This window comes from Thermus amyloliquefaciens, from assembly GCF_000744885.1.
Classification (GTDB): domain Bacteria; phylum Deinococcota; class Deinococci; order Deinococcales; family Thermaceae; genus Thermus; species Thermus amyloliquefaciens.
Genome location: NZ_JQMV01000003.1, coordinates 594,621 through 618,724, shown reverse-complemented (window position 1 = coordinate 618,724; position 24,104 = coordinate 594,621). Strand labels below are relative to the sequence as shown.

22 protein-coding genes are annotated in these 24,104 nt (G+C 67.5%); 15 read left to right on the top strand and 7 right to left on the bottom strand.

The window, feature by feature from the left end; genetic code table 11:
- The first annotated feature begins 1 nt into the window (after window position 1).
- Genes BS74_RS03590 through BS74_RS03580 form a run of 3 tightly spaced genes read left to right on the top strand, consistent with a single transcriptional unit; the run spans window position 2 to window position 5,355 of the window.
- Window positions 2–2,623 carry an adenylate cyclase gene (locus BS74_RS03590; protein WP_038056139.1) on the top strand — a complete coding sequence of 874 codons (2,622 nt, stop codon included), beginning with the start codon at window positions 2–4 and terminating at the stop codon, window positions 2,621–2,623.
- On the top strand, window positions 2,602–4,332 hold the full coding sequence (gene dnaG / locus BS74_RS03585; protein WP_038056137.1) for a DNA primase: 1,731 nt from the start codon (window positions 2,602–2,604) through the stop codon (window positions 4,330–4,332). The genes BS74_RS03590 and dnaG overlap by 22 nt, the downstream gene beginning before the upstream one ends.
- Before the next feature lie 39 nt (window positions 4,333–4,371).
- Window positions 4,372–5,355 (top strand): malate dehydrogenase, encoded by a 984-nt coding sequence (locus BS74_RS03580; protein ID WP_038056135.1) that lies wholly within the window; start codon window positions 4,372–4,374, stop codon window positions 5,353–5,355.
- A gap of 93 nt (window positions 5,356–5,448) precedes the next feature.
- Here BS74_RS03580 and BS74_RS03575 read toward each other — a convergent pair whose 3' ends face one another.
- Together BS74_RS03575 and BS74_RS03570 are read right to left on the bottom strand one after the other, a co-directional pair.
- A complete protein-coding gene (locus BS74_RS03575; RefSeq protein ID WP_038056133.1) occupies window positions 5,449–5,913 on the bottom strand; it encodes a phosphoribosyltransferase in 465 nt (154 codons plus the stop codon).
- Complete coding sequence (locus tag BS74_RS03570; protein WP_038056131.1) at window positions 5,913–7,130, bottom strand: aspartate kinase; 1,218 nt, start codon at window positions 7,128–7,130, stop codon at window positions 5,913–5,915. The genes BS74_RS03575 and BS74_RS03570 overlap by 1 nt, the downstream gene beginning before the upstream one ends.
- 93 nt (window positions 7,131–7,223) lie before the next feature.
- Between BS74_RS03570 and BS74_RS03565 the strand changes: the two genes are divergently transcribed.
- The gene (locus tag BS74_RS03565) at window positions 7,224–8,345 is read left to right on the top strand and encodes a class I SAM-dependent methyltransferase (protein ID WP_185747683.1); all 1,122 of its coding nucleotides are present in this window, start codon (window positions 7,224–7,226) and stop codon (window positions 8,343–8,345) included.
- 208 nt (window positions 8,346–8,553) lie between these two features.
- Entirely contained in the window at window positions 8,554–9,834 is a 1,281-nt protein-coding gene (gene rpoD / locus BS74_RS03560) for an RNA polymerase sigma factor RpoD (RefSeq protein WP_051946878.1), read from the top strand.
- 69 nt (window positions 9,835–9,903) lie between these two features.
- Here the strand turns inward: rpoD and BS74_RS03555 are convergent, their stop codons facing one another.
- The gene (locus BS74_RS03555) at window positions 9,904–10,404 is read right to left on the bottom strand and encodes a 2'-5' RNA ligase family protein (RefSeq protein ID WP_038056127.1); all 501 of its coding nucleotides are present in this window, start codon (window positions 10,402–10,404) and stop codon (window positions 9,904–9,906) included.
- 20 nt (window positions 10,405–10,424) lie between these two features.
- Window positions 10,425–11,801 carry an amidohydrolase gene (locus tag BS74_RS03550; protein ID WP_038056125.1) on the bottom strand — a complete coding sequence of 459 codons (1,377 nt, stop codon included), beginning with the start codon at window positions 11,799–11,801 and terminating at the stop codon, window positions 10,425–10,427.
- 77 nt (window positions 11,802–11,878) lie between these two features.
- On the opposite strand from BS74_RS03550, the gene BS74_RS03545 reads away from it, so the two are divergent.
- From BS74_RS03545 to BS74_RS03500, 10 genes are all read left to right on the top strand, one after another.
- A complete protein-coding gene (locus BS74_RS03545) occupies window positions 11,879–12,994 on the top strand; it encodes a hypothetical protein (protein WP_038056123.1) in 1,116 nt (371 codons plus the stop codon).
- Window positions 12,995–13,051: 57 nt separating this feature from the next.
- The gene (locus tag BS74_RS03540; RefSeq protein WP_038056121.1) at window positions 13,052–13,540 is read left to right on the top strand and encodes an NUDIX domain-containing protein; all 489 of its coding nucleotides are present in this window, start codon (window positions 13,052–13,054) and stop codon (window positions 13,538–13,540) included.
- Complete coding sequence (gene ribF, locus BS74_RS03535) at window positions 13,518–14,402, top strand: riboflavin biosynthesis protein RibF (RefSeq protein ID WP_038056119.1); 885 nt, start codon at window positions 13,518–13,520, stop codon at window positions 14,400–14,402. The genes BS74_RS03540 and ribF overlap by 23 nt, the downstream gene beginning before the upstream one ends.
- Window positions 14,403–14,440: 38 nt before the next feature.
- On the top strand, window positions 14,441–15,406 hold the full coding sequence (locus BS74_RS03530) for a sensor histidine kinase (protein WP_038056117.1): 966 nt from the start codon (window positions 14,441–14,443) through the stop codon (window positions 15,404–15,406).
- Window positions 15,403–15,999, top strand: coding sequence for a response regulator (locus tag BS74_RS03525; protein WP_038056115.1), 597 nt, complete (start codon window positions 15,403–15,405; stop codon window positions 15,997–15,999). Before BS74_RS03530 ends, BS74_RS03525 begins: the two co-directional genes overlap by 4 nt.
- Before the next feature lie 176 nt (window positions 16,000–16,175).
- Window positions 16,176–16,703 (top strand): TorD/DmsD family molecular chaperone, encoded by a 528-nt coding sequence (locus tag BS74_RS03520; RefSeq protein WP_038056113.1) that lies wholly within the window; start codon window positions 16,176–16,178, stop codon window positions 16,701–16,703.
- Window positions 16,675–18,978, top strand: coding sequence for a molybdopterin-dependent oxidoreductase (locus BS74_RS03515; RefSeq protein WP_038056111.1), 2,304 nt, complete (start codon window positions 16,675–16,677; stop codon window positions 18,976–18,978). The genes BS74_RS03520 and BS74_RS03515 overlap by 29 nt, the downstream gene beginning before the upstream one ends.
- Window positions 18,978–19,565 (top strand): 4Fe-4S dicluster domain-containing protein, encoded by a 588-nt coding sequence (locus BS74_RS03510; RefSeq protein ID WP_038056109.1) that lies wholly within the window; start codon window positions 18,978–18,980, stop codon window positions 19,563–19,565. Before BS74_RS03515 ends, BS74_RS03510 begins: the two co-directional genes overlap by 1 nt.
- Window positions 19,558–20,319 carry a polysulfide reductase NrfD family protein gene (locus tag BS74_RS03505; RefSeq protein WP_038056107.1) on the top strand — a complete coding sequence of 254 codons (762 nt, stop codon included), beginning with the start codon at window positions 19,558–19,560 and terminating at the stop codon, window positions 20,317–20,319. Before BS74_RS03510 ends, BS74_RS03505 begins: the two co-directional genes overlap by 8 nt.
- A 37-nt stretch (window positions 20,320–20,356) precedes the next feature.
- On the top strand, window positions 20,357–20,797 hold the full coding sequence (locus tag BS74_RS03500) for a rhodanese-like domain-containing protein (protein ID WP_038056105.1): 441 nt from the start codon (window positions 20,357–20,359) through the stop codon (window positions 20,795–20,797).
- A 59-nt stretch (window positions 20,798–20,856) separates the two neighbouring features.
- On the opposite strand, the gene gcvPB is transcribed toward BS74_RS03500, so the two are convergent.
- The 3 genes from gcvPB to gcvH form a co-directional block, all read right to left on the bottom strand.
- Window positions 20,857–22,281 carry an aminomethyl-transferring glycine dehydrogenase subunit GcvPB gene (gene gcvPB, locus BS74_RS03495; RefSeq protein WP_038056103.1) on the bottom strand — a complete coding sequence of 475 codons (1,425 nt, stop codon included), beginning with the start codon at window positions 22,279–22,281 and terminating at the stop codon, window positions 20,857–20,859.
- Window positions 22,278–23,594 (bottom strand): aminomethyl-transferring glycine dehydrogenase subunit GcvPA, encoded by a 1,317-nt coding sequence (gene gcvPA / locus BS74_RS03490; protein WP_038056101.1) that lies wholly within the window; start codon window positions 23,592–23,594, stop codon window positions 22,278–22,280. Before gcvPA ends, gcvPB begins: the two co-directional genes overlap by 4 nt.
- 117 nt (window positions 23,595–23,711) lie before the next feature.
- Window positions 23,712–24,098: a glycine cleavage system protein GcvH gene (gene gcvH / locus BS74_RS03485; RefSeq protein WP_038056099.1), complete on the bottom strand. Its 387-nt coding sequence runs from the start codon at window positions 24,096–24,098 to the stop codon at window positions 23,712–23,714.
- Window positions 24,099–24,104 lie beyond the last annotated feature (6 nt).

Below are 24,104 nucleotides of genomic sequence, written 5' to 3'. Positions count from 1 at the left end.
GATGCGCTGCGAGTGCGGGCAGAAGAACCCCCCTGAGGCCCGTTTCTGCATGGCCTGTGGCCGGGCCTTAGGGGCCCTTCTGCCCGAGGAGCGGCGGTACGTGAGCGTCCTCTTCTACGACCTGGTGGATTCCAGCCAGCACTTTCAGGCGGGCCTGCAAGCCGCCTACCACCACCTGCAGGGGGCCTTAGAGGAGGCCGCCCGCGTGGCCCGGGCCAAGGGCGGCTTCGTCCACCGGTTCCTGGGGGATGGGATCCTGGTCCTCTTCGGGGCCCCAAGGGCTCGAGGCAAGGAGCCCTGGCGGGCCCTGGAGGCCGCCTTGGAGATGGTGCGCACCTCCCGCCTACCCGCCCGGGCGGGGGTGGCCAGCGGGGAGGTGCTTTGGGCCCCCTTGGGAAGCGGCCAGGCCGGCGAACCCACCGCGGTGGGCCCCCCGGTGGTCCTGGCCGAGCGGCTCAGCAAGATGGCCCTCCCCAAGGAGGTGCTCACCGAGCCCAAGACCCTGGCCCTGGCCCCAGGGGTGGAGGCGGAACCCCTGGGCCTTCGGGAGGCCAAGGGCCTGGGGGCGGTGGAGGTCTCCCGGGTGAAGGCGGTCCGGGTGAAGCTGGACCCGGAGGGCCAGGCCCTCCTGGCCTTTCTTCAGGAAACCTTCGGCCGCCTTCCCGCCCGCCTGAACCTGGTGGGCCCGCCGGGAAGCGGCAAGACCTTCCTTCTGGATAGGTTTTTGGAAGCCTGCCCTCACCCCGTGGTGGTCCTGGAGCGCATGGGGCCGGAAACCCCCTTGCGGACCACCTTGCGCCAGGCGGTGGAACAGGCCTTCGGCCAGGTGGAAAACCTGCTGGCCCTGGCGGACCTTTCCCCCGAACTTTCCCTGGCCCTCCGCTACAGCCTGGGCCTCGAGGCCCGCCCCCCTTGGGACCGCAAAACCCTGGAGATGGCCATTCGGGAAGCCTGGAAAGGGGTTTTGGAAAACCTGCCCCACCCCCTCCTCCTGGTGGCCAAAAACCTCCACGCCCCAGACCCCATCCTGCGGGCCCTCCTCCAGCATCCTTTCCCCCACCTCTCGGTCCTGGCAGAAAGCCGCAGGCCCCTCTTCCACCCCACCCTGGAGGTCCAGGGCCTCAAGGCCCCTCCCCTTTTGGCCTTGCAGCCCGCCTTAGACGCCCTCCCGCCAGCGGAACGCCAAGCCCTTTTGGTCCTGGGGGTGCTGGAGGAGGGCCTGCCCCCCAAAGAAGGGCGCCAAGGGGACCTGGCGGAGCTTTTGCGGGAGCTGGTCGGCACCTTCTCCGCCAAGCGGCTGGAGGAGGAGGGCCTCACCCAAGGGGGCTGGCCCCTGCCCCAGACGGTCCAGGCGGCCCGGGCCCTGGTGCCGGAGGCGCAGGCCAAGGCCTGGCACCAAAGGGCGGCCCGGTTCTACCGGGAAAGGGGCGACCTCCGGGCCATGGCCCTCCACCTGAGGCAAGCCGGGGAGGGGCGGGAGGCCGCTTGGGCCCTTCGGCTCCTCGCCCAGGAGGCCTGGCGCCAAGGCCACCCCGAACGGGCCATACCCCTGTACCAAGAGGCCCTCGAGGCCGCCCCCCCGCCCTGGCGGGAAGCCCTGGGGAAGGAATTCCAAGACGCCCAAGCCTCCCTGGGCCTGGCCCAGGAGGCCCCCGGGGGCCCCAGGTCCCAAGACCCCATCCTGCAGGCTTTCCGGGAGGCCCAGCATCCCTTAGACCTCCTTCCCCTCCTCCCCAGCCTGAAACCCTACCCCCTGGAGGAGGCCCAGGCCCGGCTTCGGGCGGCGGGGGCCTTGTGGCGGGCCTTCCAGCCCCGAAAGGCCCTGGAGGTCCTCGCCGAGCCCCATCCCCAGGTCCCCGCCCCCCTACGCCTCCACTGGCGAAGCCTAAAGGCGGGCCTCCTCATGGACCTGGGCCGCTACGCGGAAGCCGAGGCCCTGCTCCAGGAAAAACCCGCCGGGGACCTGGAGTCGGAAACCCGCTTTCACGCCACCCGGGTCCGCCTTTTCCTGGAAACCGGCCGCCTGCCCAAGGCCCTGGAGGCGGGGGAGGCCGCCTACCGCCAGGAGCCCCACCCCTGGCTGGCCGCCGCCCTCCTCTCCGCCTGGACCCTAAGGGGGCGTTTCCGGGAGGATCTTTTCCAGATGGCCCTGCAACACCCAGACGGCAAGGCCCTTGGGGTCTTGGCCCTGGCCCACCATCGCTGGCAAAAGGGCCACGACCCCACCCCCCTCCTCAAGGAAGCCCTGCGGGAAGCCCGGCGGCTTTCCAACCCCTACGTCTACCACCTGGCCCTCTCCTCCCTGGCCCTCTACCTGTGGCCCAAGGCCCCAAGAAGGGCCCAGGCCCTCTCCCAGTACCTCCTCTACCAAACCCACCGCACGGGGTTCGCCATGCACCTGGAGGTGGCCCGCCTCCTCCGGGCCCAGCTCCTCCTGGAACAGGGGGAGAAGGTGGAACATCTCCTGGGTTTTTCCCCTTCCGTTGCCCTCACCCGCGCGTGGCAAGCGGTTTTGGCAGGGGAGGAACCGGGGGACAACCTCCGGGGATACGGTATCCTGGGAAGGTGGGTCCTGGGGCTTTGGCGTAGCCGGGGGATGGGATGGAGACGGCTCAAGCGGTAGAGGCCATCAAGCGCCGCCTCTCCCTCAAGGAGGTGGTTTCCCGGTACGTGGTCCTGAAGCCCGCGGGCCGCGGCCGCTGGAAAGGCCTTTGCCCCTTCCACCAGGAGAAGACCCCATCCTTCTATGTGGACGAGGAAAAGGGCCTCTTCCACTGCTTCGGCTGCAAGGCGGGAGGGGACCTTTTGGCCTTTGTGGAGAAGATCGAGGGCCTGGACTTCCTGGGGGCCCTGGAGCGCCTGGCGGAGGAGGCGGGGGTGGAGATCCCCAAAGGGGGTGCCCCCGCCAAGCGCCGGGAGCTTTTGGATGTCCTCAAGCTGGCCCAGGAGTACTTCCTGGAGGGGCTTAAGGCCTCCCTCGAGGCCCAGGCCTACCTGAGGGAGCGGGGCCTCACGGAGGAAAGCGTGGCCCGCTTCGGCCTGGGCTACGCCCCCCCTAAAGGGGATGGCCTCCTCACCCACCTGAGCCGGCACGGCATCAGCCCGGAGGAGGGCCTGAAGGCGGGGGTCCTGGCGGAAAGGGACGGGCGCTTCTACGACCGCTTCCGCCACCGCATCACCTTCCCCATCAAGGACCACCTGGGGCGGATCGTGGCCTTCACGGGAAGGGCCTTGGGGGAGGAAACCCCCAAGTACCTGAACTCTCCGGAAACCCCCCTCTTCCGCAAGCGGGAGGTGCTCTTCGCCTACCCCGAGGCCAAGGCCGCCTTGCGCCAGGGGCGGGCCATCGTGGTGGAGGGGCTTTTTGACGCCATCGCCCTGCACCAGATGGGCTTTGCCGAGGCGGTGGCGGTCTTGGGCTCGGGGCTTTCCGAGGAGCAAGCCCGCCTCCTGGAGATGCAGGAGGTGCGGGAGGTCTACCTGGCCTTTGACGCCGACGAGGCCGGGCAAAGGGCCACCCTGCAAAGCCTGGACCTCTCCTTGGCCCGGAAGTTCCTCTTCTATGCGGTGCGCCTGCCCAGCAAGGACCCCGGGGAGCTCCTCCTCCTTCCTGAGGGGCCAGCCCTCTTCCAAAAGGCCCTGGAGGAGGCCCTCCCCGAGGTGGAGTTCCGCTTCCAGGAGGCCACCCGGGGCCTGGACCTGACCCGGCCCGAGCACAAGCGAAAGGTCCTGGAAGCCCTCACCCCCAGGATGCTTTCCCCCGAGCCCTTTGACCCGGTGGCCGACCGCCTCAAGGCCCTGGTGGTGGAGCGGTTAGGCCTTTCCCTGCGCCAGCTGGAGGACTACCTGGCCAGCCTCAAGCGGGGCCGGCGCCCACCCCCCCAACCCCCTAGGGCGGAGCCCAAAAACCGGGTCCTCCTTTTGGAGCTGGACGTGATGGCCCTGCTCCTCTCCCTGCCGGAGGAGCGCTTTGCCGAGTGGGTGCAGCACACGGCCCTTCACGTCTGGCCGCCGGAGGGCTCCTTGCTTTCGGAGTTCTTGGAGCTGGCCAGGCGCGAACCCCGACGGGATTACCTGCGGCAGGTGCTAAGCCGCAAGGAGGCGGGGGGCATCCTCCTGGAAAGGCTGATGCTCATCCCCCCCGTGGAGGAGCCCAGGTTCCCAGAACTTTTGGAAAAAACCCTGGCCCGCCTGCGGGAAGGCTATTACCTGGAGCGCCGGGCCAAGCTGAAGGAAGAGCTTCAGCGCAACCCCAGCATGGAGATCCTACGGGAGATCCAGGAACTGGACCAGGCCATTGAGGCGGAAAGGCGCATCTACCGTAACCTTTGAGGTAGAATCCTCTCGGGCATAGGCCCAAGGAGGTACAGGATGAAAAGCCCCGTTCGCGTGGCGGTCACCGGCGCCGCAGGCCAGATCGGCTACAGCCTTCTTTTCCGCATCGCCGCAGGGGAGATGCTGGGAAAGGACCACCCCGTGGTCCTGCAACTCCTGGAGATCCCCCAGGCCCTGAGAGCCCTGGAAGGGGTGATCATGGAGCTGGAGGACTGCGCCTTTCCCCTGCTGGCGGGAGTCGTGGCCACGGACGACCCCAAGGTGGCCTTTAAGGACGCCGATTACGCCCTTTTGGTGGGGGCAGCCCCCAGGAAGGCGGGCATGGAGCGCCGCGACCTCCTGGAGATGAACGGCAAGATCTTCACCGAGCAAGGCCGGGCCCTGGCCGAGGTGGCCAAGCGGGACGTGAAGGTCCTGGTGGTGGGCAACCCCGCCAACACCAACGCCCTCATCGCCTACAAGAACGCGGAGGGCCTCGATCCCAAAAACTTCACCGCCATGACCCGGCTGGACCACAACCGGGCCAAGGCCCAGCTGGCCAAGAAGACCGGGGTTCCCGTGGACCGCATCCGGCGGATTGCGGTCTGGGGCAACCACTCCTCCACCATGTTCCCCGACCTCTTCCATGCCGAGGTGGACGGGAAGCCCGCCTTGGAGCTGGTGGACATGGAGTGGTACGAGAAGGAGTTCATCCCCACCGTGGCCCAAAGGGGCGCGGCCATCATCCAAGCCCGGGGGGCCTCTAGCGCCGCCAGCGCGGCCAACGCCGCCATTGAGCATATCCGCGACTGGGCCCTGGGCACCCCTGAAGGGGACTGGGTTTCCATGGCCATCCCCTCCGATGGCTCCTACGGGATCCCCGAGGGGATCGTCTACTCCTTCCCCGTCACCGCCAAGGACGGAAGGTACGAGATCGTCCAGGGTTTGGAGATAGGCGAGTTTGCCCGCAAACGGATGGAGATCACCGCCAAGGAGCTTCTGGACGAGATGGAACAGGTGAAGGCCCTAGGGCTTATCTAAGTGCCGCTCTGAAGGCTGCCGCAATGGGCAAGTAAGAAGGGCGATGCCCAAGGTCTTTCTGGGGTCCCCGTCGTGGCGCAAGCCACGGCGGGGTCAGGTTTTTAGCCAGACCTCCGGGGCCCAGGGGTAGACCACCCAGGCCTCCGTGGCCTCGGCGTAAAACTCGGGCTGGTCCGGCACCTGGTTCCTCCCCGGTTTGAAGTGCAGGGTGGCCACCAGGGGGAAGCCACCCGCCTGGCGCACCCGGGCCTTGACGGCGAAGGCGGTGCGCCCGGAGTCCCAGACGTCATCCACCACCAAAACCCGCTTGCCAAAAAGCAGGGGGTCTGGAGGGAACTGCAGGAAGACGGGCTCAGGAAGGGTCTCCTCCCCCTCGTAGAACATCACCGCCGCGGTGAGGATGTCCCTCAGGCCCAGGGCCTGGGCCAGAAGGGCGGTGGGGATGAGCCCACCCCGGGCGATGCCCAAAAGGAGGTCCACCTCCTCCTCCCGGAGCCTTTCGGCAAGCCGCCGCACCAGGGCGAGGAGCGCTTCCCAGGAAACCTGCTTTCGTTCCATCAGGGCTTGTCCAGCTCAAAGGCCTGGTGCACCGCCCTTAGGGCGGCCTCCGCGTACTGGGCGGGGATGATGACGGAGATGCGCACCTCGCTGGTGGCGATCATCTCGATGTTGGCCCCGGTGGAGGCCACCGCCTGGAACATTTTGGCGGGGATCTCCGGGGCCGAGGCCAGGCCCACCCCCACGATGGAGACCTTGGCGATGTCGGGGCGGAGGATGGCCTCCCCCCCGATCTCGGCCAGGACGGGCTCGAGGGCCTCGAGGGCCTCCTGGGCGAAGTCCTTCTTCACGGTAAAGGCCATCTGCTGCCGGGAGGGATCGTGCCCGGGCACCCCCTGGATGATCATGTCCACGGCGATACCCCGCTCGGCCAGGGCCTGGAAGACCTTGGCGGCGATCCCCGGCTGGTCGGGAATGCCGATAAGCCCGATCTGGGCGTGGTCCAGATCCAAGGCCGCACCCGTCACCACCTTGCCCATCTCCATGTTGACCTCCTTCACCAGGGTACCGGGGTTATAGGAAAAGCTGGAGCGCACGTGGAGCACCACCCCGTAACGCTTGGCATAGTACACCGCCCGGGGATGGAGGACCCTGGCCCCCAGGGCGGCCATCTCCAACATCTGGTCGTAGCCGATCGCCTCCAGCTTCCGGGCCTCGGGGATCAGGTGGGGGTCGGTGGTGTAAACCCCTTCCGTGTCCGTGTAGATCTCGCACTCCTTGGCCCCCAGGGCCGCCGCGATGGCCACGGCGGTGGTGTCGGACCCTCCCCGGCCCAAGGTGGTGATCTCCCCCTCGGGGGTGGTGCCCATGAAGCCGGCGATCACCGCCACATACCCCTCCTCCAAGGCCTGTTGGATGCGGCTCGGGTTGACCTCGAGGATCCGGGCATCGCCAAAGCGCCCATCGGTGACGATGCCGATCTGGTGTTGGACAAAACCCCTGGCCGGGATGCCCATGGCCCAGAGTTGCATGGAAAGGAGGGCCACGGAAACCTGCTCCCCCGTGGTGGTGAGGAGGTCCAGCTCCCGGAAGGGGGGTCTCGGGTTCACCCGCTTGGCCAAGGCGATGAGCTCGTCGGTGGTGTGGCCCATGGCCGACACCACCACCGCAAGTTTATGCCCCTTCTCCCGGTAGTGGGCGATGCGCTGGGCCACCTTGTGGATGCGCTCCAGGTCGCCCACGGAGGTACCGCCATATTTTTGCACGACCAGGGACACGCTTACCTCCTTCCCGCCCCAGGGGCGGCTTGAAAAGGAATATTATCACATTTGCCCCTTCACCCCAAGCCCCTTATCCTTGGCCCTGTGGGCATGACCCTAGCGGAGTACCACCGCCTCACCCCCCTCCCCCGACCCGGGGGGGTGCTCTATGTGAAACCCGGAGCCCGGGGGTACCGGGACCCCGTCTACGAGCTTTTGCAAAGCGCCGTGGCCCCCTTTGGCGAAAGGGCCCTGGACCTCAACCCCGGGGTGGGTCTGGGAAGCCTTCCCTTGGAAGGCCGGATGGAGGTGGAGAGGCTGGAGCCCTCCAAAGCCGCCTTCCGTTGCCTTGTGGCCAGCGGTCTGAAGGCCCGCCTCGCTCCCCCCTGGGAAACGGAGGAAGACGCTTACCACCTGGTGGTCCTGGCCCTGCCCGCTGGCCGGGGCACCGCCTATGTGGAGGCCTCCTTGGTGGCCGCGGCCCGCGCCCTAGGGATGGGGGGAAGGGTCTACCTGGCCGGGGACAAGAACAAGGGGTTTGAGCGCTACCTCAAGGAGGCCCAGGCCCTTTTGGGGTACGGCAAGGTCCTCAAACGGGAGGGCCCGGTGCGGGTGGCCCTTCTGGAAAAGGAAAAAGAAGCCCCGCCCCTACCCGCCCTCTGGCACCGCTTTGAAGCCAGGCTTCTGGGGGAAGCCTTCACCTTCTTCCACCTCCCCGGGGTCTTCTCCGCTGGGAAGGTGGACAAGGCCTCGGCGCTTCTTCTGGAAGCCCTGGTGGGGGAGGTGGGCCGGGAAGGCCTCCGGGGCAAGCGCATCCTGGACCTGGGGGCAGGCTACGGGGCCCTCACCCTGCCCTTGGCCCGCCTGGGGGGCGAGGTGACCGCCCTGGAGGACGACCTGGTCTCGGTCCTCTCCTTGGAAAGGAGCCTGGCGGAAAACCACCTTGCCGCCCGGGTGCTCCACTCCGATGTGGACGAGGCCTTGACAGAAGGGGAGGCCTTTGACATCATAGTTACGAATCCCCCCTTTCACGTGGGGGGAGCGGTTATCCTGGATGTGGCCCAGGCCTTCGTGGAAGCGGCGGCCCGGCTAAAGCCGGGCGGCGGGTTTTTCCTGGTGGCAAACCCCTTTCTCAAGTATGAGCCCCTACTGGAGGAGCGCTTTGGCGCTTTCAGGACGCTTTTGGTAAGGGAGTACAAGGTGCTTTTCGCCCAAAAAGCCCAAGGGGGATAAAGACCAAAAAGGGAGGTCCGCCTTGAAGAAGACCAAGAAGAAGCAGGCTACCGCTGGGGAAGAGGAAAGGATGGCCGTCCAGACCCAAGAGCCCACCACCGCCCCGGAGAAACCCCCCAAGGCCTCCCCGGCTAAGGGGAGCCCTGGGGGGGCGGCCGCGAAAAACCGGGGGAAAACCCCTCCCCAGGAGGAAGGGGCACCGGAGGCGATGGCCCTTTCTTCCCAGGATCCCCTCCAGCTGGAGGGCCCAGAGGAACCCCAGCTGGAGGGGGAAGACCCCGACCTCGCCCCCGAGATCTTCCTGGAGGAATCCCTAGACCCCATGGCGGAGGAGGGCTTCCTGGAGGCCGACGACCTCCTCCTCCCCGAGGAGGGGCCTTCCCCAGACTACCTGGGCGAGGAGCTCTTTGAGGAAGAGGAAGAGCTGGCCCTCCCCAAGGTGGCCACCTCGGACCCCGTGCGGCAGTACCTGCACGAGATCGGCCAGGTCCCCCTCCTCACCCTGGAGGAGGAGATCGAGCTGGCCCGGAAGGTGGAGGAGGGGATGGAGGCCATCAAGAAGCTCTCCGAAGCCACGGGCCTGGACCAGGACCTGATCCGGGAGGTGGTGCGGGCCAAGATCCTGGGGACGGCCCGCATTGGTCAGATCCCCGGCCTCCGGGAAAAGCTGGATCCCCAAACGGTGGAGGAGGTGGATGCCAAGCTGAAAAGCCTTCCCCGGGAGCTTAAGCGCTACCTGCACATCGCCCGCGAAGGGGAGGCCGCCCGGCAGCACCTCATTGAGGCCAACCTCCGCCTGGTGGTATCCATCGCCAAGAAGTACACGGGCCGGGGGCTTTCCTTCCTGGACCTCATCCAAGAGGGCAACCAGGGACTCATCCGGGCGGTGGAGAAGTTTGAGTACAAGCGCCGCTTCAAGTTCTCCACCTACGCCACCTGGTGGATCCGCCAGGCCATCAACCGGGCCATCGCCGACCAGGCCCGCACCATCCGCATCCCGGTGCACATGGTGGAGACCATCAACAAGCTCTCCCGCACCGCCAGGCAACTGCAGCAGGAACTGGGCCGGGAGCCCACCTACGAGGAGATCGCCGAGGCCATGGGTCCCGGCTGGGACGCCAAGCGGGTGGAGGAAACCCTCAAGATCGCCCAGGAACCCGTCTCCTTGGAAACCCCCATCGGGGACGAAAAGGACAGCTTCTACGGGGACTTCATCCCCGACGAGAACCTCCCCTCCCCCGTGGACGCCGCCGCCCAAAGCCTTTTGGCCGAGGAGCTGGAAAAGGCCCTCTCCAAGCTTTCCGAGCGCGAGGCCATGGTGCTGAAGCTCCGCAAGGGGCTGATCGACGGGCGGGAGCACACCCTCGAGGAGGTGGGGGCCTACTTCGGCGTGACCCGGGAGCGCATCCGCCAGATTGAGAACAAGGCCCTGCGGAAGCTCAAGTACCACGAGTCCCGCACCCGCAAGCTTAGGGACTTCCTGGACTAGGGGCCGAGGCATGGGGGTTGCCTGAATAGAAAGGGGCGACGCCCAAAGCCTTCCCGAGGACCCCGGCCCTTAGCCTCCCCCCAGGGGAAAGCGGGCCACCTCCAGGAGGTGGCCCGCTTCCTCGTCCCGGACCAAGGCCGCCTCCTTCACCAGGAAGGAGCGCCGAGGAGGAGGGGGCAGGCTATGGGCCAGGCGCCTGGCCTCCTCTTCCCCAAGGCCTAAGGCCAGGGTGAGGTGGGGCAGGTAGCTTGGCCCCTCCAGCTCCTTCAGGGGCGGGGCCAAGGGCTCCAGGGCGTGGTAAAGCCGCCGGAAGGGCCCGCCCCCATAGGCCCGCAGGTAGACCACCCCCTGGGGGAAATACCCCCAACCCCCAAGGCGCAGGCGAAAGGGGGCATGGCCCCGGAGAATCCCCGCGAGGGCGATCTTCAAAGCCTCCTCCTCATAGGGCCAGTCAAAGGGCTGGCGCAGGTTGAGGTGCGGGGGGCCAAAGCCCCTTACCCCATGCTGGACCTGAAGTTCCTCCATAAAACGGCGCAGGTCCTCGGGTGGCCACACCAGCACCCCGTACACGCCGCCAGTATACCGGGGGTTCACGAAAATAGCTCCAACCTTCCCCGGTACACCCGGCCCACGGGCCTTCCCCCTTCCCAGAGGGTGAGGTCCGCCCGCATCCCTGCCTCCAGGCGGCCGTAATCCCGCCAGCCCGCCGCCAGGGAAGCCCCCTCAGTGTGCGCCCAAAGGACCTCTCCCGGGGAAAGGCTCTCCTCGAGAACCAGGGGATGGGAGGTGGCGGCGAGGAGGTTCCGGCCGTAATCCGGCTTGGCCACAGGGGCGTCGGAGCCGAAGGCCAGGGGCAACCCCGTGGCCCAGAGACTCCGAAAGCGGAAGGCTTCCCCTGGGGGAAACCCATAGGCCCGCACCAGGGCGGCGTCCTCCAAGAGGTGCAGGGGCTGTAGGGAAAGGGCCAAGGGGAGGCCAGGGAAAAGGGAAAGGGCCGGGTCGCGCACGTGCTGCACGTGCTCCAAGCGCAAGATGAGCCCCTTTTCCCGGGCCAGGGGGGCCAGGCGGCGGAAGACGGAAAGCGCCGCCTCCACCGCCCGGGTGCCGATGGCGTGCACCGCCAGGGTGAAGCCCGCCCTTAGGGCCTCCTCCCCCTCCTCCAGGATCTCCTCCTCCCGGTCCAGGGGCATCCCGAAGGAACCCTCCGGGTAGGGGTGGTGCATCCAGGCGGTGCGGCTCCCCAAGGCCCCGTCGGCGAAGAACTTCACCCCGGCCAGGTGGAGGTCCCCATACCAGCCGGGCGTGCGCCCCCGCCAGGCCCCCCGGGGCAAGGCCCACCAAAGGCGCACGGGGAGCTCCATGCCCAGGGCCCAGTCCAGGGCCTCGAGGGGCTCATACCCCATGGCGTGCACCGCGGTGTACCCCCGCCGGGCGAAGTCCAAAAGGCCGCGTTCCAGGTCCTGGGGCGAGGGCGGGGGCAGGTGGGGAAGGAGAAGCTCCTGGGCCCGCTCCAACAGGTAATAGGGCACCCCCTGGTGGTCCCTGAGGAAACCGCCCCCTTGGGGGGGCTGTGTGCCCGGACCGAGACCCGCCACCTCCGCCGCCTTGCGGTTGATCCAGGCGGAGTGGTGGTCCCGGCTCCGGAGGAAGACGGGGTGCCCCGGGGCCGCCCGGTCCAGAAGCCCCGGGGGCGGGGGCTTGGGGAAGAGAAACCCCGCCCCCTCCACCCAGGCGCCCGGGGGGAGGCTCCTTGCGGCCTCCGCCACCTTTTCCGCCACCCTCTCCGGCTCCTTGAGCCCAGCGAGGTCCAGGCCCCGCAGGGCCATCCCCCAGTAGAGGGGGTGGGCGTGGGCGTCCTGTAGACCCGGGGTGATGGCCTCAAAGCGCAGGCCCCTGGCCCCGGCCTCCAGCCGGGCGATCCGCTCCCCCTCCACCAGGAGGCTCCTCCGGCCATCGCTTAGCCACATGCTCCCAGCTTAGCGGGACATCTTACCCTTGACTCCAGCCCTGGCAAGGGTGTCCAACGGGAATAAGGAGGTTGCTTATGAAAAGAGCCGTACTGGCCCTCCTGGCCCTCGGCCTCATGGTGGCCCTCTCCAACAAGGAGGCCATCCAAAGGGAGTGGGAGCAGAGCGCCCACAACAACGGGGTCATGGGGGACAAAACCCTAAGCGTGGCCACCGTGGAGGCCCGGGCCGAGGGCGCCGCCCACTGCGCCCGCTGCCACAGCGAGCAGGGCTTTCTGGCCTGGCTGGAGCAGCTCAAGAAGGGCAACCCCGGCAACCTGGTGGGCCCTGACGGCAAGCCCGCCACCGTGGACTACCTGAAGAGCCTTGGCCTCACCAAGGACCAGGTCAAGCCCATCACGTGCCAGACCTGCCACGACGAGGACGGGGACCTGCGCCTGGTCCACGACACCCCCATGCTCCCCTCGGGCTTCAAGGCCACCGCCGTGGGGAACGCCGCCTTGTGCATCGCCTGCCACAACTCCCGCAACGGCCGAATCGCCTGGAACGCCGAGGATCCGGGCCGCTACACCTACCCCCACGCCTCGAGCCAAGGGGACGTGATCCTGGGCAAGAACGCCTTCTTCGTGGACGACACCAAGGACTGGCCCAACCCCCACGCCTTCTTCACCGGGAACGCCTGCTCCACCTGCCACATGAGCCTGGCGGGAACCGGGGAGTACTCCAGCCATACCTTCAAGACCCCGGAGAACCCCTGCGCCTCCTGCCACGGGGCCAAGTACACCAAGGAGATGGTCCAGGAGAACACCGAACACCTCCTCTCCCTCGTGCGCAGCAAGGTGAACGCCCGGGTGCTGGCAGTGCGGGACCGCATCAAGACGGTGCGGGCCTACAACCCGGAAAACGGCCAGTTCACCCCCAACACCCCGGTGAAGGCCCCCGTCTACCGGGTGGACATCCTCTCCATCGCCGGGCAGATCGCCTTCAAGATGACCCTCACCGACGGCACGGTGCTCTACAGCCAGCTGGGGGACATCAAGGACGAAAAGGGCCAGCCCGTCTTCGCCACCAAGGACCCCATCGTCCGGGCCAGCTGGAACTACCTGCTCTTGGTCAACGACGGCTCCAAGGGGGTACATAACCCCACCTACACCCGCTCCGTCCTCCTGGCCACCCTGAACGCCCTCCAGTGATTCCCTTGCGCGGGCCCCGGGGGACACCCCCGGGGCCCTTGGCTTTAACATGGGGACGTGAGCCGCACCTACCTGTACCGGGGCCGCATCCTGAGCCTGGCCCTGGAAGGCCGTTACGAGATCGTGGAGCACAAGCCGGCGGTGGCGGTCATCGCGGTCCAGGAGGGGAAGATGCTCTTCGTGCGCCAGCACCGTCCGGCGGTGGGCCTCGCCCCCCTGGAGATCCCCGCGGGGCTCATAGAGCCGGGAGAGGACCCCCTGGAAGCTGCCCGGCGGGAGCTGGCCGAGGAAACGGGCCTTTTGGGGGACCTCACGCCCCTTTTCAGCTACTACGTCTCCCCAGGCTTCACCGACGAAAAGACCCACGTCTTCCTGGCGCAGAACCTGAGGGCAACCCAAGCCACCCCCGATGAGGATGAGGCGATAGAGGTGGTCTGGCTGGAGCCGGAAAAGGCCTTGGCAATGCACCAAAGGGGCGAGGTGGAGTTTTCCGCCACCGGGCTTGTGGGGGTGCTTTACTACCATGCTTTTCTCCGAGGTCGCTGACGTTCCCAAGGGGGCCAAGGTGGTGGCGGTGGGCTCCTTTGACGGGGTGCACCTGGGCCACCAGCACCTCCTCCGCCAGGCCCTGGCCGAGGCCAAAGCCTTGCGCCTGCCCCTTCTGGTCTACACCTTTGACCCCCCCACCAAGGTCTTCACCCGCGGGGAGGGGTTCCTGATGGACCTCACGGAAAAGGTGGAGGCCCTTAGGGCCCTGGGGGTGGAGTTGATCCTGGCGGTGGCCTTCAACGAGACCTTCGCCCAGAGGGAGGCGGAGGCGTTTTTGGAGGACCTCAGGCGGCTTGGAGCCAGCCGCATCTATGTGGGGGAAGACTTCCGTTTTGGCAAGGGGCGGGGCGGGGGCCCCGAGGACCTGGCCCGGGTGGCCCCGGTGCGCACGGTGCCCCTCCTGACCCTGGGGGGAGAGCCGGTGAAAAGCAGCCGCATCCGCACCCTCTTGCAAGAGGGCCGGGTGGAGGAGGCGCGCCACCTCCTAGGCCGGCCCTACGGGGCCTACGGGGTGGTGGTGGAGGGGGAAAAGTTGGGGAGGAAGCTGGGCTTTCCCACCGCCAACCTGGCCGTCCACCCAAAGAAGGTCCTCCCCCCCGGGGTATTCGCCGTGGAGGCCCAGGGGACCTTCGGCCGCCACAAGGGTGTGGCCAACGTGGGCTCGAGGCCCACGGTAAACGGCACGGAAAGGAGGCTGGAGGTGCACCTTCTGGGCTTTGCCGGCGAGCTCTACGGGGAGGAGATGCAGATCGCCTTCCTGAAGCGCCTGCGGGAGGAAAGGCGCTTCCCGGACCTTCAGGCCCTCAGGACCCAGATCGCCCAGGACGTGGAGGCCGCCCGGGCCTATTTTGGGCTTTAGGGACACCTCTCCCCCGCTCGGGCGGCTAGGCTGGAAACATGGACTGCCTGCGCTTGGCGGAAGCCCTGGTAGGGGCCAGGGGGCGGCAGGAGGTCTTCCGCCGGGCCCTGGCCGCCCTGGAGGAGGCCGGGGTGATCCGCTGCGGGGAAGCCTACTGGGTGGGCGAGGACCTAAGCCTTTTGCAGATGCAGGCCTGCCGCACCTCCTGCCCCTTGGTGGCCCGCTCCCGCCACCTGGCGGAGGCGGTCCTGGTCCAGGGGGAGAAGGTGGAGGAGGGACCCCTCGTGGCCTTACCCATCCGGCAGGGGGAAAAGACCCTGGCGGTGGTGGTCCTGAGCCTGAACGAGGGGCAGAAGCCCCCCGAAGCCCTCCCCGCCCTCCTCCTCCTGGCCCTGAAGCGCCCGGGGCTGGAGCTTTCCGGGAGGCTCCTCTGGGCCCAGGAGGAGGAAAGGCGCCGGGTGGGCCGGGAGCTTCACGACGGGGTGGGGAGCCTCCTCACCGCCGCCCTCCTCACCCTGAAGGTGGCGGAGAAGCGCCGCGAGAAACTCCCCGAGGCCCGCATGCGGGTGGCGGAGGCCCTGGAGGAGGTGCGGAAGCTTTCCCGGGAGCTGCGCATGCCCCTTTTGGACGACCTGGGGCTGGAGGAGGCCCTAAAACGCTACCTGGAGGCCTACGCCAAAAACGGCCTCCAGGTGGAAGCCCACCTGGAGGTACCCCCCCTGACCAAGGAAAAGGAGGTGGCCCTCTTCCGGGTGGTGCAAGAGGCCCTCACCAACGTCCTGCGACACGCCAAGGCCAAGAGGGTGAAGGTGCGGCTGTGGCGGCAGGGGGACCGGCTCTTCGGGGTGGTGGAGGACGATGGGGTGGGCTTTGACCCGGAAAAGACCCCCCCCTCCGTGGGGCTTCTGGGTATGCAGGAGCGCATCCAAGGGCTAGGGGGAAGCCTCCAGGTCCACGCCGCCCCCGGCCAGGGAACGCGGGTGGAGTTCGGGGTGCCCGTATGAGGGTGGTGCTGGTGGAGGACCACCATCTGGTCCGGAAGGGGCTTAGGCTCCTCCTGGAGGAGGGGGGCCACGAGGTGGCGGCGGAGTTCGCCAGCGCCGAGGAGGCCCTTGACGCCCCCTGGGAGGCGGAAATGGTCCTCCTGGACCTGAACCTGCCCGGCATGGGGGGTCTTGAGGCTTTACCGAAGCTGGCTCAGCGGGCCAAAGTGCTGGTGGTCTCCATGCACGACGAACCCGCCTACGTGGCCCGGGCCTTCCAGCTCGGGGCCAAGGGATACCTTCCCAAGCACGCCCTGGACCAGGAGCTCCTCGAGGCCCTGGAGCGCTTGGCAAGGGGCCTGCGCTACCTCCACCCAAGCCTCACCGAGGCCCTCCTCGAGGGCCAGGCCACCCCCAGCCCCGAGGTCCTTTCCGAAAGGGAAAAGGCGGTGGTGGCCCTCTTGGCCCAAGGCTACTCCCTCTCCCAGGTGGCCGAGCGCCTGGGGGTATCGGTAAAGACCGCCTCCACCTACAAGGGGCGGGCCCTGAACAAGCTGGGCCTCATGGACACCCCCGACCTGGTGCGTTGGGCCCGGGAGCACGGGCTGGCCTAAAGCCCCTTCTTAGGGGCGAGCCCCGGGTTCCCAGGGCGGCACGCCCAGGCCAGGGCCCTTTTGGGACCCCCTTCCCCAGGACATTTGCCTTAGGAAGCCTTCCGACACCCCCGGGGTAAAGCCCTCTGTCTTGTGAAACAAGGTGCAAGCCCTACCCTGAGGCCAGGAGGTGAAGCATGGAACTCCTGGGCTGGGTCACCGCAAGCCTCTTCGCCCCCCCGGGCGAGGCCCTCTTCCGGGAGCTGGCCGCGGGCACCCTGGAGGAGGCCTTAGAGGAGCTCACCGGCCACCCGGTGGCCCTGCCCCGGGTGCTCCCAGAGGAGCTTCAGGCCGCCTACACCGCCCTCTTCGTGGCTAACCCCAAAGGGGTGCCCGCCCCGCCCTATGCGGGCTACGCCCTGGACGGGCAGCTCCTGGGGCCCTCCCTGTACCGCCTCCTGGAGCTCTACCGGGAGGGGGGCCTCGAGGTGCAGGACTCGTGGCGGGACCTGCCCGACCACCTGGCGGCCCTAGGGGAGGCCATCGCCCTTCTCAGCCCCGTGCGGCCCGAGCTGGCCCAGCGGGCGGCGACGGAGTTTCTGCTGCCCTGGTTGGAAGGCTTCACCCAGGCAGTCAAGGACCACGACCCCACCGGCTTCTACGCCCAGCTGGTGGACTTGCTAAAGGAGGCCCTGCATGCAAAGAAGGGAGTTTCTCAAGCTTAGCGCCCTGGGCCTGGGGGTAGGGGCCCTGGCCCTCAAGGGGAGCGGTCCGGCCCGGGCCCTCAAGGCCCCCTGGTACGCCCAGGAGGTGCGGAGCGTCTACCAGATCTGCGAGGGTTGCTTCTGGCGCTGCGGCATCGTGGCCCACGCGGTGGGCAACCGGGTCTACAAGGTGGAGGGGTACGAGGCCAACCCCAAAAGCCGGGGCCGCCTCTGTCCCCGGGGCCAGGGCATGCCCCAGACCACCTACGACCCCGACCGCCTGAAGCGCCCCCTCATCCGGGTGGAGGGCAGCGAACGGGGCGAGGGCAAGTACCGGGTGGCCACCTGGGAGGAGGCCTTGGACCACGTGGCCAAAAAGATGCTGGAGATCAAGGAGAAATACGGCCCCGAGGCCATCGCCTTCTTCGGCCATGGCACCGGGGACTCCTGGTTCGTGGACTTCCTCCCCGCCGCCTGGGGTAGCCCCAACGCCGCCAAGCCCTCCGTGGCCATCTGCACCGCTCCCCGGGAGGTGGCCTCCCAGTGGGTCTTCGGCCGTCCCATCGGCGGCCACGAACCCGTGGACTGGGAGAACGCCCGCTACATCGTCCTCATCGGCCACCACATCGGCGAGGACACCCACAACACCCAGCTCCAGGACTTCGCCCTGGCCCTGAAGCGGGGGGCCAAGCTGGTGGTGGTGGACCCCCGCCACTCCACCGCCGCGGCCAAGGCCCACCTGTGGCTTCCCATCAAGCCCGGCACCGACACCGCCCTGCTCCTGGCTTGGATCCACGTGCTCATCTACGAGGGCCTCTACGACCAGGAGTACGTGGCCAAATACACCACGGGCTTTGAGGAGCTCAAGGCTCACGTCAAGGACTTCACCCCCGAGTGGGCCGAAAAGCACACGGAAATCCCCGCGGAAACCATCCGCCAGGTGGCCCGGGAGATGGCGGCCCACAAGCCCAAGGCGGTCCTCCCCCCCACCCGGCACACCGTGTGGTACGGGGATGACACCTACCGCATGATGGCCCTTTACTACGTCAACATCCTCCTGGGGAACTACGGGCGGCCGGGCGGCTTCTACATCGCCCAAACCCCTTACCTGGAAAAATACCCCACCCCGCCCCTCCCCTTGGAACCCGCGGCCGGCGGGTGCTCCGGGCCTTCCGGTGGAGACCACGAGCCCGAAGGCTACAAACCCCGGGCCGACAAGGGCAAGTTCTTCGCCCGCACCACCGCCATCCAGGAACTCATTGAGCCCATGATCACCGGGGAGCCCTACCCCATCCGGGGGCTCATCGCCTACGGGGTGAACCTCTTCCACGCCATCCCCAACGTACCCCGCACCAAGGAGGCTCTCCGGAAGCTTGACCTCTACGTGGCCATCGACGTCCTGCCCCAGGAGCACGTGATGTGGGCGGACGTGATCCTGCCCGAGGCCACCTACCTGGAGCGCTACGACGACCTGGTGGCCGTGGCCCACAAGACCCCCTTCATCCAGCTCCGCGTCCCCGCCCACGAACCCCTCTTTGACACCAAGCCCGGCTGGTGGATCGCCCGGGAGCTGGGCCTGAGGCTGAGCCTGGAGGCCTTCTTCCCCTGGAAGGACATCGAGGAGTACCTGAACACCCGCCTGCAGAGCATCGGCTTTGATCTGGAAACCCTGAAGACCATGGGCACCCTGGTGCAGAAGGGCAAGCCTTGGCTGGAGGACTGGGAAAAGGAGGGCCGGCTTCCCTTTGGCACCCCTTCTGGGAAGATCGAGCTCTACTGCCAGGCCTTCAAAGCCGCAGGCCACCAGCCCTTGCCCGTCTTTACCCCACCGGAGGAACCCCCCCCTGGCTTCTACCGCCTCCTCTATGGCCGTAGCCCCGTGCACACCTTCGCCCGCACGCAAAACAACTGGGTCCTCATGGAGATGGACCCGGAAAACGAGGTCTGGATCCACCGGGAGGAGGCCCAAAAGCTGGGCCTGAAGAGCGGAGACTACGTGATGTTGGTGAACCAGGACGGGGTCAAGGAGGGCCCCGTGCGGGTGAAGGCCACGGAGAGGATACGCAAAGACTGCGTCTACATCGTCCACGGCTTCGGCCACAAAGCCCCTCTCATGAAGGTGGCCCACGGGCGGGGGGCCTCGGACACCTACCTCCAGACCCGCTACAAGCTGGACCCCATCTCCGGCGGCGCCGGCCTCCGGGTCAACTTCGTCAAGCTGGAGAAGACGGAAAAACCCCGCCTGCCCAGCCTGGTTTCCTTGGCCAAACGCCCCTTTGACGAAAGGAGGATGTGATGCCCCGCTACGCCATGGCCATAGACCTAAGCCTCTGCGTGGGCTGCGCCGCCTGCGCCGTGGCCTGCAAGATGGAAAACCAGGTGCCCCCCGGGGTCTTCAACCTTTGGATTCGGGAGCGGGAACTGGGCACCTACCCGGACCTGGTGGTGGAGTTCCGCCCCGAACAGTGCCTGCACTGCGAAAACCCCCCTTGTGTCCCCGTCTGCCCCACAGGGGCCAGCTACCAGACCAAGGACGGGTTAGTGCTCGTGGACCCAAAGAAGTGCATCGCCTGTGGGGCCTGCATCGCCGCCTGCCCCTACGATGCCCGCTACCTGCATCCTGCGGGCTACGTGAGCAAGTGCACCTTCTGCGCCCACCGGCTGGAGAAGGGGCGCCTCCCTGCTTGCGTGGAAACCTGCCCCACGTACTGCCGCACCTTTGGGGATCTGGACGACCCGGAAAGCCCCGTATCCCAAGCCCTCAAAGCAGCGGATCGGGTGGACGTGCTCCGGCCCGAGCAGGGCACAAGGCCCAAGCTCTTCTACCTCAACGCCCCATCCAAGAAGGGGCTCACCCGGGAAAGCGAGGTGCGCCATGACTGAGTTCTACGGCCTTCCCAACGCCGGGGAGTTTTGGCACTGGACCAATGCCCTTCACTTCGTCCTGGTGGGGCTGGCGGGGGGCACGGCCCTTCTCGCCGCCCTTCTCCACCTCAAGGAGCACGAGGAGGCCCGGCGTTACACCCTCCTCGCCCTTCTCTTCATCGCCCTAGACCTCTTCGTCCTCTGGGCCGAGTCTCCCGCCCGCTTCCGCTTCAGCCATGTCTGGCTCTTCCTCTCCTTCCGTCCGCAAAGCCCCATCTGGTGGGGCGCCTGGGGGCTTGCCCTGGGCTTCCTCACCGCCGGCCTCCTCCACCTGGGGAAGGGGCCAAAGCGGGTCCTGAGCTGGGCCCTCCTCGTCTTCAGCCTGGTGGCCCTCGCCTATCCAGGAATGGCCCTGACGGTAAACGGCAACCGCCCGCTTTGGAACGCCCTCATGGCTGGGCTCTTCCCCCTCACCGCCCTAGCCCTCACCCTGGGGGTGGCGGCGCTTCTAAAGAGCCCCTGGGCCTTTTATCCGTTGCGCCTGTTGGTTGGCGCCTCCCTCCTCCTCGCCCTCCTCTACCCCCTCACCCTCTCTCCGGAGGCTCGGGAGCACCTTTGGGAGGAAGGCGGCCTCCTCTACGGCCTCTTCCTCCTCTTGGGTCTGGGAACCTTCTGGCGGGAGCGGCTTTCCCCCTGGGCGGGGCTCCTGGCGGCTGCCGGCCTTCGGGCGCTTTTGGTCTTTGCTGGCCAGTGGCAAGGTCTTGGCCTTTAGGGGCCGAAGCCCCTAGGGAATGCAAAGGAGGTGTGTGATGAAAGGCATGAAGAAGCTCGCTTGGCTAGGTCTTTTGTTGGTCCTTCCGGTGCTGGCCCAGGCCACCACGACCACCTTCTCCGCCCTCACGGTGCGGGAGGTGGGGAACTTCCTCGCCACCCTGCCGGCAGACTACTACGGCATCCAGCCCGCCGCCGCCAAGCAGATGATGGACACCCTGGACGTCTTCATCCTGGACGTGCGGGAGCCCTCGGAGTTTAAGGATGGCCGCATCCCCGGGGCGGTGAACATCCCCATCCGCGACCTGCCCAAGCGCCTTGGCGAAATCCCCAAGGGTAAGCCCATCATCGTCTACTGCGGCATCGGGCACCGCGGGGCCATGGCCTTGGTCTTCCTCAGGGGCCAGGGCTACAACGTGAAGAGCATCCTGGGTGGGTATAAGGCCTGGACCGGGGCCAACCTGCCCGTGGAGAAGTGAGCCGAGGCTAAGCCAGGGGGAGGGGTTGGGTGCCCCTCCCCCTCGGTCCCTGCCTCGCCCTACCCCTGGTCAAAGTAGGTGAGCTTGGGGTACTTGTTGGCCCGCACCTCGTCCAGCCGCCGCACCGGGGTGGTGTAGGGAGCCCCCTCCAGCCACCCCTTGGGCTTTTGCAAAAGCTCCCCCATGGCCTCGGCGAAGGCCTCGAGGGTCTCCTTGCTCTCGGTCTCCGTGGGCTCCACCATGAGGGCCTCCTTCACGATCAGGGGGAAGTAAACCGTGGGGGGATGGAAGCCCAGCTCCAAAAGCCCTTTGGCCAAGTCCAGGGCGCGGAACCCCTGGGGGGGCTGGGCCACGAACTCGTGCATGGAGGGCCCGTCGTAGGGCACCCGGTAACCCTTCTCCTTCAGGAGCTCCTTCAGGTAGCGGGCGTTGAGCACGGAAAGGGCCGCGGCCTTCTTCAGGCCAGAAAGCCCCAGGGTGCGGATATAGGCCCAGGCCCGCACCAGGGCCAGGAAGTTGCCGTGGAAGCTCCGCACCCGGCCGATGCTCTTGGGGCGGTCCAAGCTGAGGTAGAAGCCCTCCTCGCCCCGCTCCACCGTGGGCACGGGCAGGTAGGGAGCCAGGTGGGCCTTCACCCCCACGGGCCCCGAGCCCGGCCCCCCGCCCCCGTGGGGCACGGTGAAGGTCTTGTGCAGGTTCAGGTGCACCACGTCAAAGCCCATGTCCCCCGGGCGGGCCCAGCCCATGATGGCGTTCAGGTTGGCCCCGTCGTAGTAAAGCTGGACCCCGGCCTCCTTGGCCAGGCGGGAGATCTCCAGGATGCGCCGCTCAAAAAGGCCCAGGGTGTTGGGGTTGGTGAGCATGATGGCGGCCACGTGGGACCCAAGCTCCCTTTTCAGGGCCTCGAGGTCCACCTCCCCATCGGGTCCTGAGGGCACCTCCTTAACCTGATAGCCCGCCATGCTGGCGGTGGCGGGGTTGGAGCCATGGGCGGAGTCGGGGACCAGGACCAGCCTGCGGGTCTTCCCCTCCCCCCGGTCCTCGTGGTAGGCGCGGATGATGAGGATCCCGGTGAGCTCCCCATGGGCCCCCGCGGCAGGCTGCAGGGTGATGGCGTCCATGCCCGTGAGGGCCTTCAGGTACTCCCCAAGCTGCCACATGAGCTCCAAGGCCCCTTGGACGGTCCTCGGGTCCTGGTAGGGGTGCAGGTCAGCGAAAAGCCGCACCGCCTCCTCGTGGAGCTTGGGGTTGTACTTCATGGTGCAGCTGCCCAAGGGGTAGAAGGTGGTGTCCACCCCCACCTGGCGGCGGGAAAGCCCCGTGTAATGGCGCACCAGGGTGAGCTCGTCCACCTCGGGAAGCCGGGGTGGGGCCTTGCGCAAGAACTTCTCCGGGATGTAGCGGGTGGCCTCGGGAGCCCCCTGCACCAGCTTTAGGCCCCGCCTCCCTTTGCGGCTCCTTTCAAAGATCAAGGGGTAGCTCATGCCAGCACCTCCCGCATGGCGGCCTGTAGGGCCAGAAGGTCCTCCTCCCGGTGGAGCTCCGTGGCGGCGAAAAGGGCCAGGTTCTCCCCGTACTCCCGGGGCACGGGGCTGGCGGCGTGGAAGCCCCGTGCCGCCAGGGCCTCTTGCACCTGCCGGGGATCCCGGGGAAGCCGGAGGACGAACTCGTTAAAGAAGGGCTCTGGGGTAAAGGGCTCCACCCCGGGGAGGGCCAAGAGAAGCTCCCACAGGCGGTGGGCCATGGCCACGCCCTGCAGGGCCACCTCCTTAAGCCCCACGGGTCCCAAGGCCGCCAGGTACATGGCCCCCATGAGGGCGGTGAGCTGGGCGTTGGTGGTGATGTTGCTCTTGGCCTTGGCCCGGCGGATGTACTGCTCCCGGGCCTGGAGGGTGAGGATGAAGCCCCGCTTCCCCTCCGCGTCCACCGTTTCCGAGACCAGCCGCCCCGGCAGTTGCCGCACGAAGGCCTTCCGGGTGGCGAGGTAGCCGAAATGGGGACCGCCAAAGCCCATGGGCAGGCCCAGGCTCTGCCCGTCCCCCACGGCGATGTCCGCCCCGTAGGCCCCTGGGGGCTCCAAAACCGCCAGGGAAAGGGGGTCGGCCACCGCCACGAAAAGCGCTCCCGCCCCGTGGGCGGCCTCGGCCAGGGGGGCCAGGTCCTCCAGGGCCCCCAGGTAGTTGGGGTTTTGCGCCACCACGGCCCCCGTGCCCTCGGGGACCGCCAGCAAGGGGGTGCGGCCCCCCTCCAGGGGCAGGGTGATAAGCTCCGCCCCCACCGCCTCCAGGTAGCTCCGGAGCACCTCCCGGTACTCCGGGTGCACCCCCTGGGAGACCAGGACCCGCATCCTGCCCGTCTCCCTGAGGGCCAGCAACACCCCTTCCGCCAAGGCGGTGGCCCCATCGTACATGGAGGCGTTGGCCACCTCGAGGCCCGCAAGCTCCGCCACCATGGTCTGGTACTCAAAGGTGGCCTGCAAAACCCCCTGGCTCACCTCGGGCTGGTAGGGGGTGTAGGCGGTCAGGAACTCCCCCCGGCTGGCCAAGGCCTGGACCACGGGAGGGGTGTGGTGGCTCCGTATCCCCCCTCCCAAAAAGGCCTTGAAGGCGGGCTTATTTTTCGCTGCAAGCCGCTTGAGCTCCTCCAGCACCGCCCACTCGGGCAGGGGCTCGGGCAGGGCAATCTCGGGGTTCAGCACCTCCTCCGGCAGGTGCCGGTAGAGGTCCTCGAGGCTTCCCGCCCCCACCCTCTCCAACATGGCCAGGATCTCCTCCTCGGTATGGGGCGTGTAGTCCATAGGTCCATCCTTAAACAAGACCCCCGGGCCATTTGACCCGGGGCTACAGAAGGGCTTCGCCGCCCGGTTAAGGCCGCCCGGGCGCCCCAAAGCCCAGAGCCCGCCATACCAACCGCCTTAGGCCTCGCTTTCCAGAACCTCCTGGTAGCCCGCGGCATCCAGAAGGTCGTCCAGGTGCCCCATGTCCAGGGGACGAAGGCGGAAGATCCAACCCTCCCCGTAGGGGTCCTGGTTGATGAGCTCGGGGGTCTTCTCCAAGGCGGCGTTCACCTCCACCACCTCTCCCGAAACCGGAGCGTAGATGTCGGAGGCGGTCTTCACGCTCTCCACCACGGCCACCGCCTCCCCCTTTTCCACCTTGCGCCCCATCTCGGGAAGCTCCACGTACACCACGTCCCCAAGGGCATCCTGGGCATAGTCGGTGATGCCCACCAAAACGGTGTCCCCTTCGGGCAGGGCCCACTCGTGGGTCTTGGTGTAAAAGCGGTCCTTGGGTATGTCCATAGCGCC

Excerpts from the sequence above, each read along its gene's own strand:
- BS74_RS03590 (WP_038056139.1), top strand. The coding sequence starts at position 2 with ATGCGCTGCGAGTGCGGGCAGAAGAACCCCCCTGAGGCCCGTTTCTGC.
- dnaG (WP_038056137.1), top strand. The coding sequence starts at position 2,602 with ATGGAGACGGCTCAAGCGGTAGAGGCCATCAAGCGCCGCCTCTCCCTC.
- BS74_RS03580 (WP_038056135.1), top strand. The coding sequence starts at position 4,372 with ATGAAAAGCCCCGTTCGCGTGGCGGTCACCGGCGCCGCAGGCCAGATC.
- BS74_RS03575 (WP_038056133.1), bottom strand. The coding sequence starts at position 5,913 with ATGGAACGAAAGCAGGTTTCCTGGGAAGCGCTCCTCGCCCTGGTGCGG.
- BS74_RS03565 (WP_185747683.1), top strand. The coding sequence starts at position 7,224 with ATGACCCTAGCGGAGTACCACCGCCTCACCCCCCTCCCCCGACCCGGG.
- rpoD (WP_051946878.1), top strand. The coding sequence starts at position 8,554 with ATGGCCCTTTCTTCCCAGGATCCCCTCCAGCTGGAGGGCCCAGAGGAA.
- BS74_RS03550 (WP_038056125.1), bottom strand. The coding sequence starts at position 11,801 with ATGTGGCTAAGCGATGGCCGGAGGAGCCTCCTGGTGGAGGGGGAGCGG.
- BS74_RS03545 (WP_038056123.1), top strand. The coding sequence starts at position 11,879 with ATGAAAAGAGCCGTACTGGCCCTCCTGGCCCTCGGCCTCATGGTGGCC.
- ribF (WP_038056119.1), top strand. The coding sequence starts at position 13,518 with ATGCTTTTCTCCGAGGTCGCTGACGTTCCCAAGGGGGCCAAGGTGGTG.
- BS74_RS03530 (WP_038056117.1), top strand. The coding sequence starts at position 14,441 with ATGGACTGCCTGCGCTTGGCGGAAGCCCTGGTAGGGGCCAGGGGGCGG.
- BS74_RS03525 (WP_038056115.1), top strand. The coding sequence starts at position 15,403 with ATGAGGGTGGTGCTGGTGGAGGACCACCATCTGGTCCGGAAGGGGCTT.
- BS74_RS03520 (WP_038056113.1), top strand. The coding sequence starts at position 16,176 with ATGGAACTCCTGGGCTGGGTCACCGCAAGCCTCTTCGCCCCCCCGGGC.
- BS74_RS03515 (WP_038056111.1), top strand. The coding sequence starts at position 16,675 with ATGCAAAGAAGGGAGTTTCTCAAGCTTAGCGCCCTGGGCCTGGGGGTA.
- BS74_RS03510 (WP_038056109.1), top strand. The coding sequence starts at position 18,978 with ATGCCCCGCTACGCCATGGCCATAGACCTAAGCCTCTGCGTGGGCTGC.
- BS74_RS03505 (WP_038056107.1), top strand. The coding sequence starts at position 19,558 with ATGACTGAGTTCTACGGCCTTCCCAACGCCGGGGAGTTTTGGCACTGG.
- BS74_RS03500 (WP_038056105.1), top strand. The coding sequence starts at position 20,357 with ATGAAAGGCATGAAGAAGCTCGCTTGGCTAGGTCTTTTGTTGGTCCTT.
- gcvPB (WP_038056103.1), bottom strand. The coding sequence starts at position 22,281 with ATGAGCTACCCCTTGATCTTTGAAAGGAGCCGCAAAGGGAGGCGGGGC.
- gcvPA (WP_038056101.1), bottom strand. The coding sequence starts at position 23,594 with ATGGACTACACGCCCCATACCGAGGAGGAGATCCTGGCCATGTTGGAG.
- gcvH (WP_038056099.1), bottom strand. The coding sequence starts at position 24,098 with ATGGACATACCCAAGGACCGCTTTTACACCAAGACCCACGAGTGGGCC.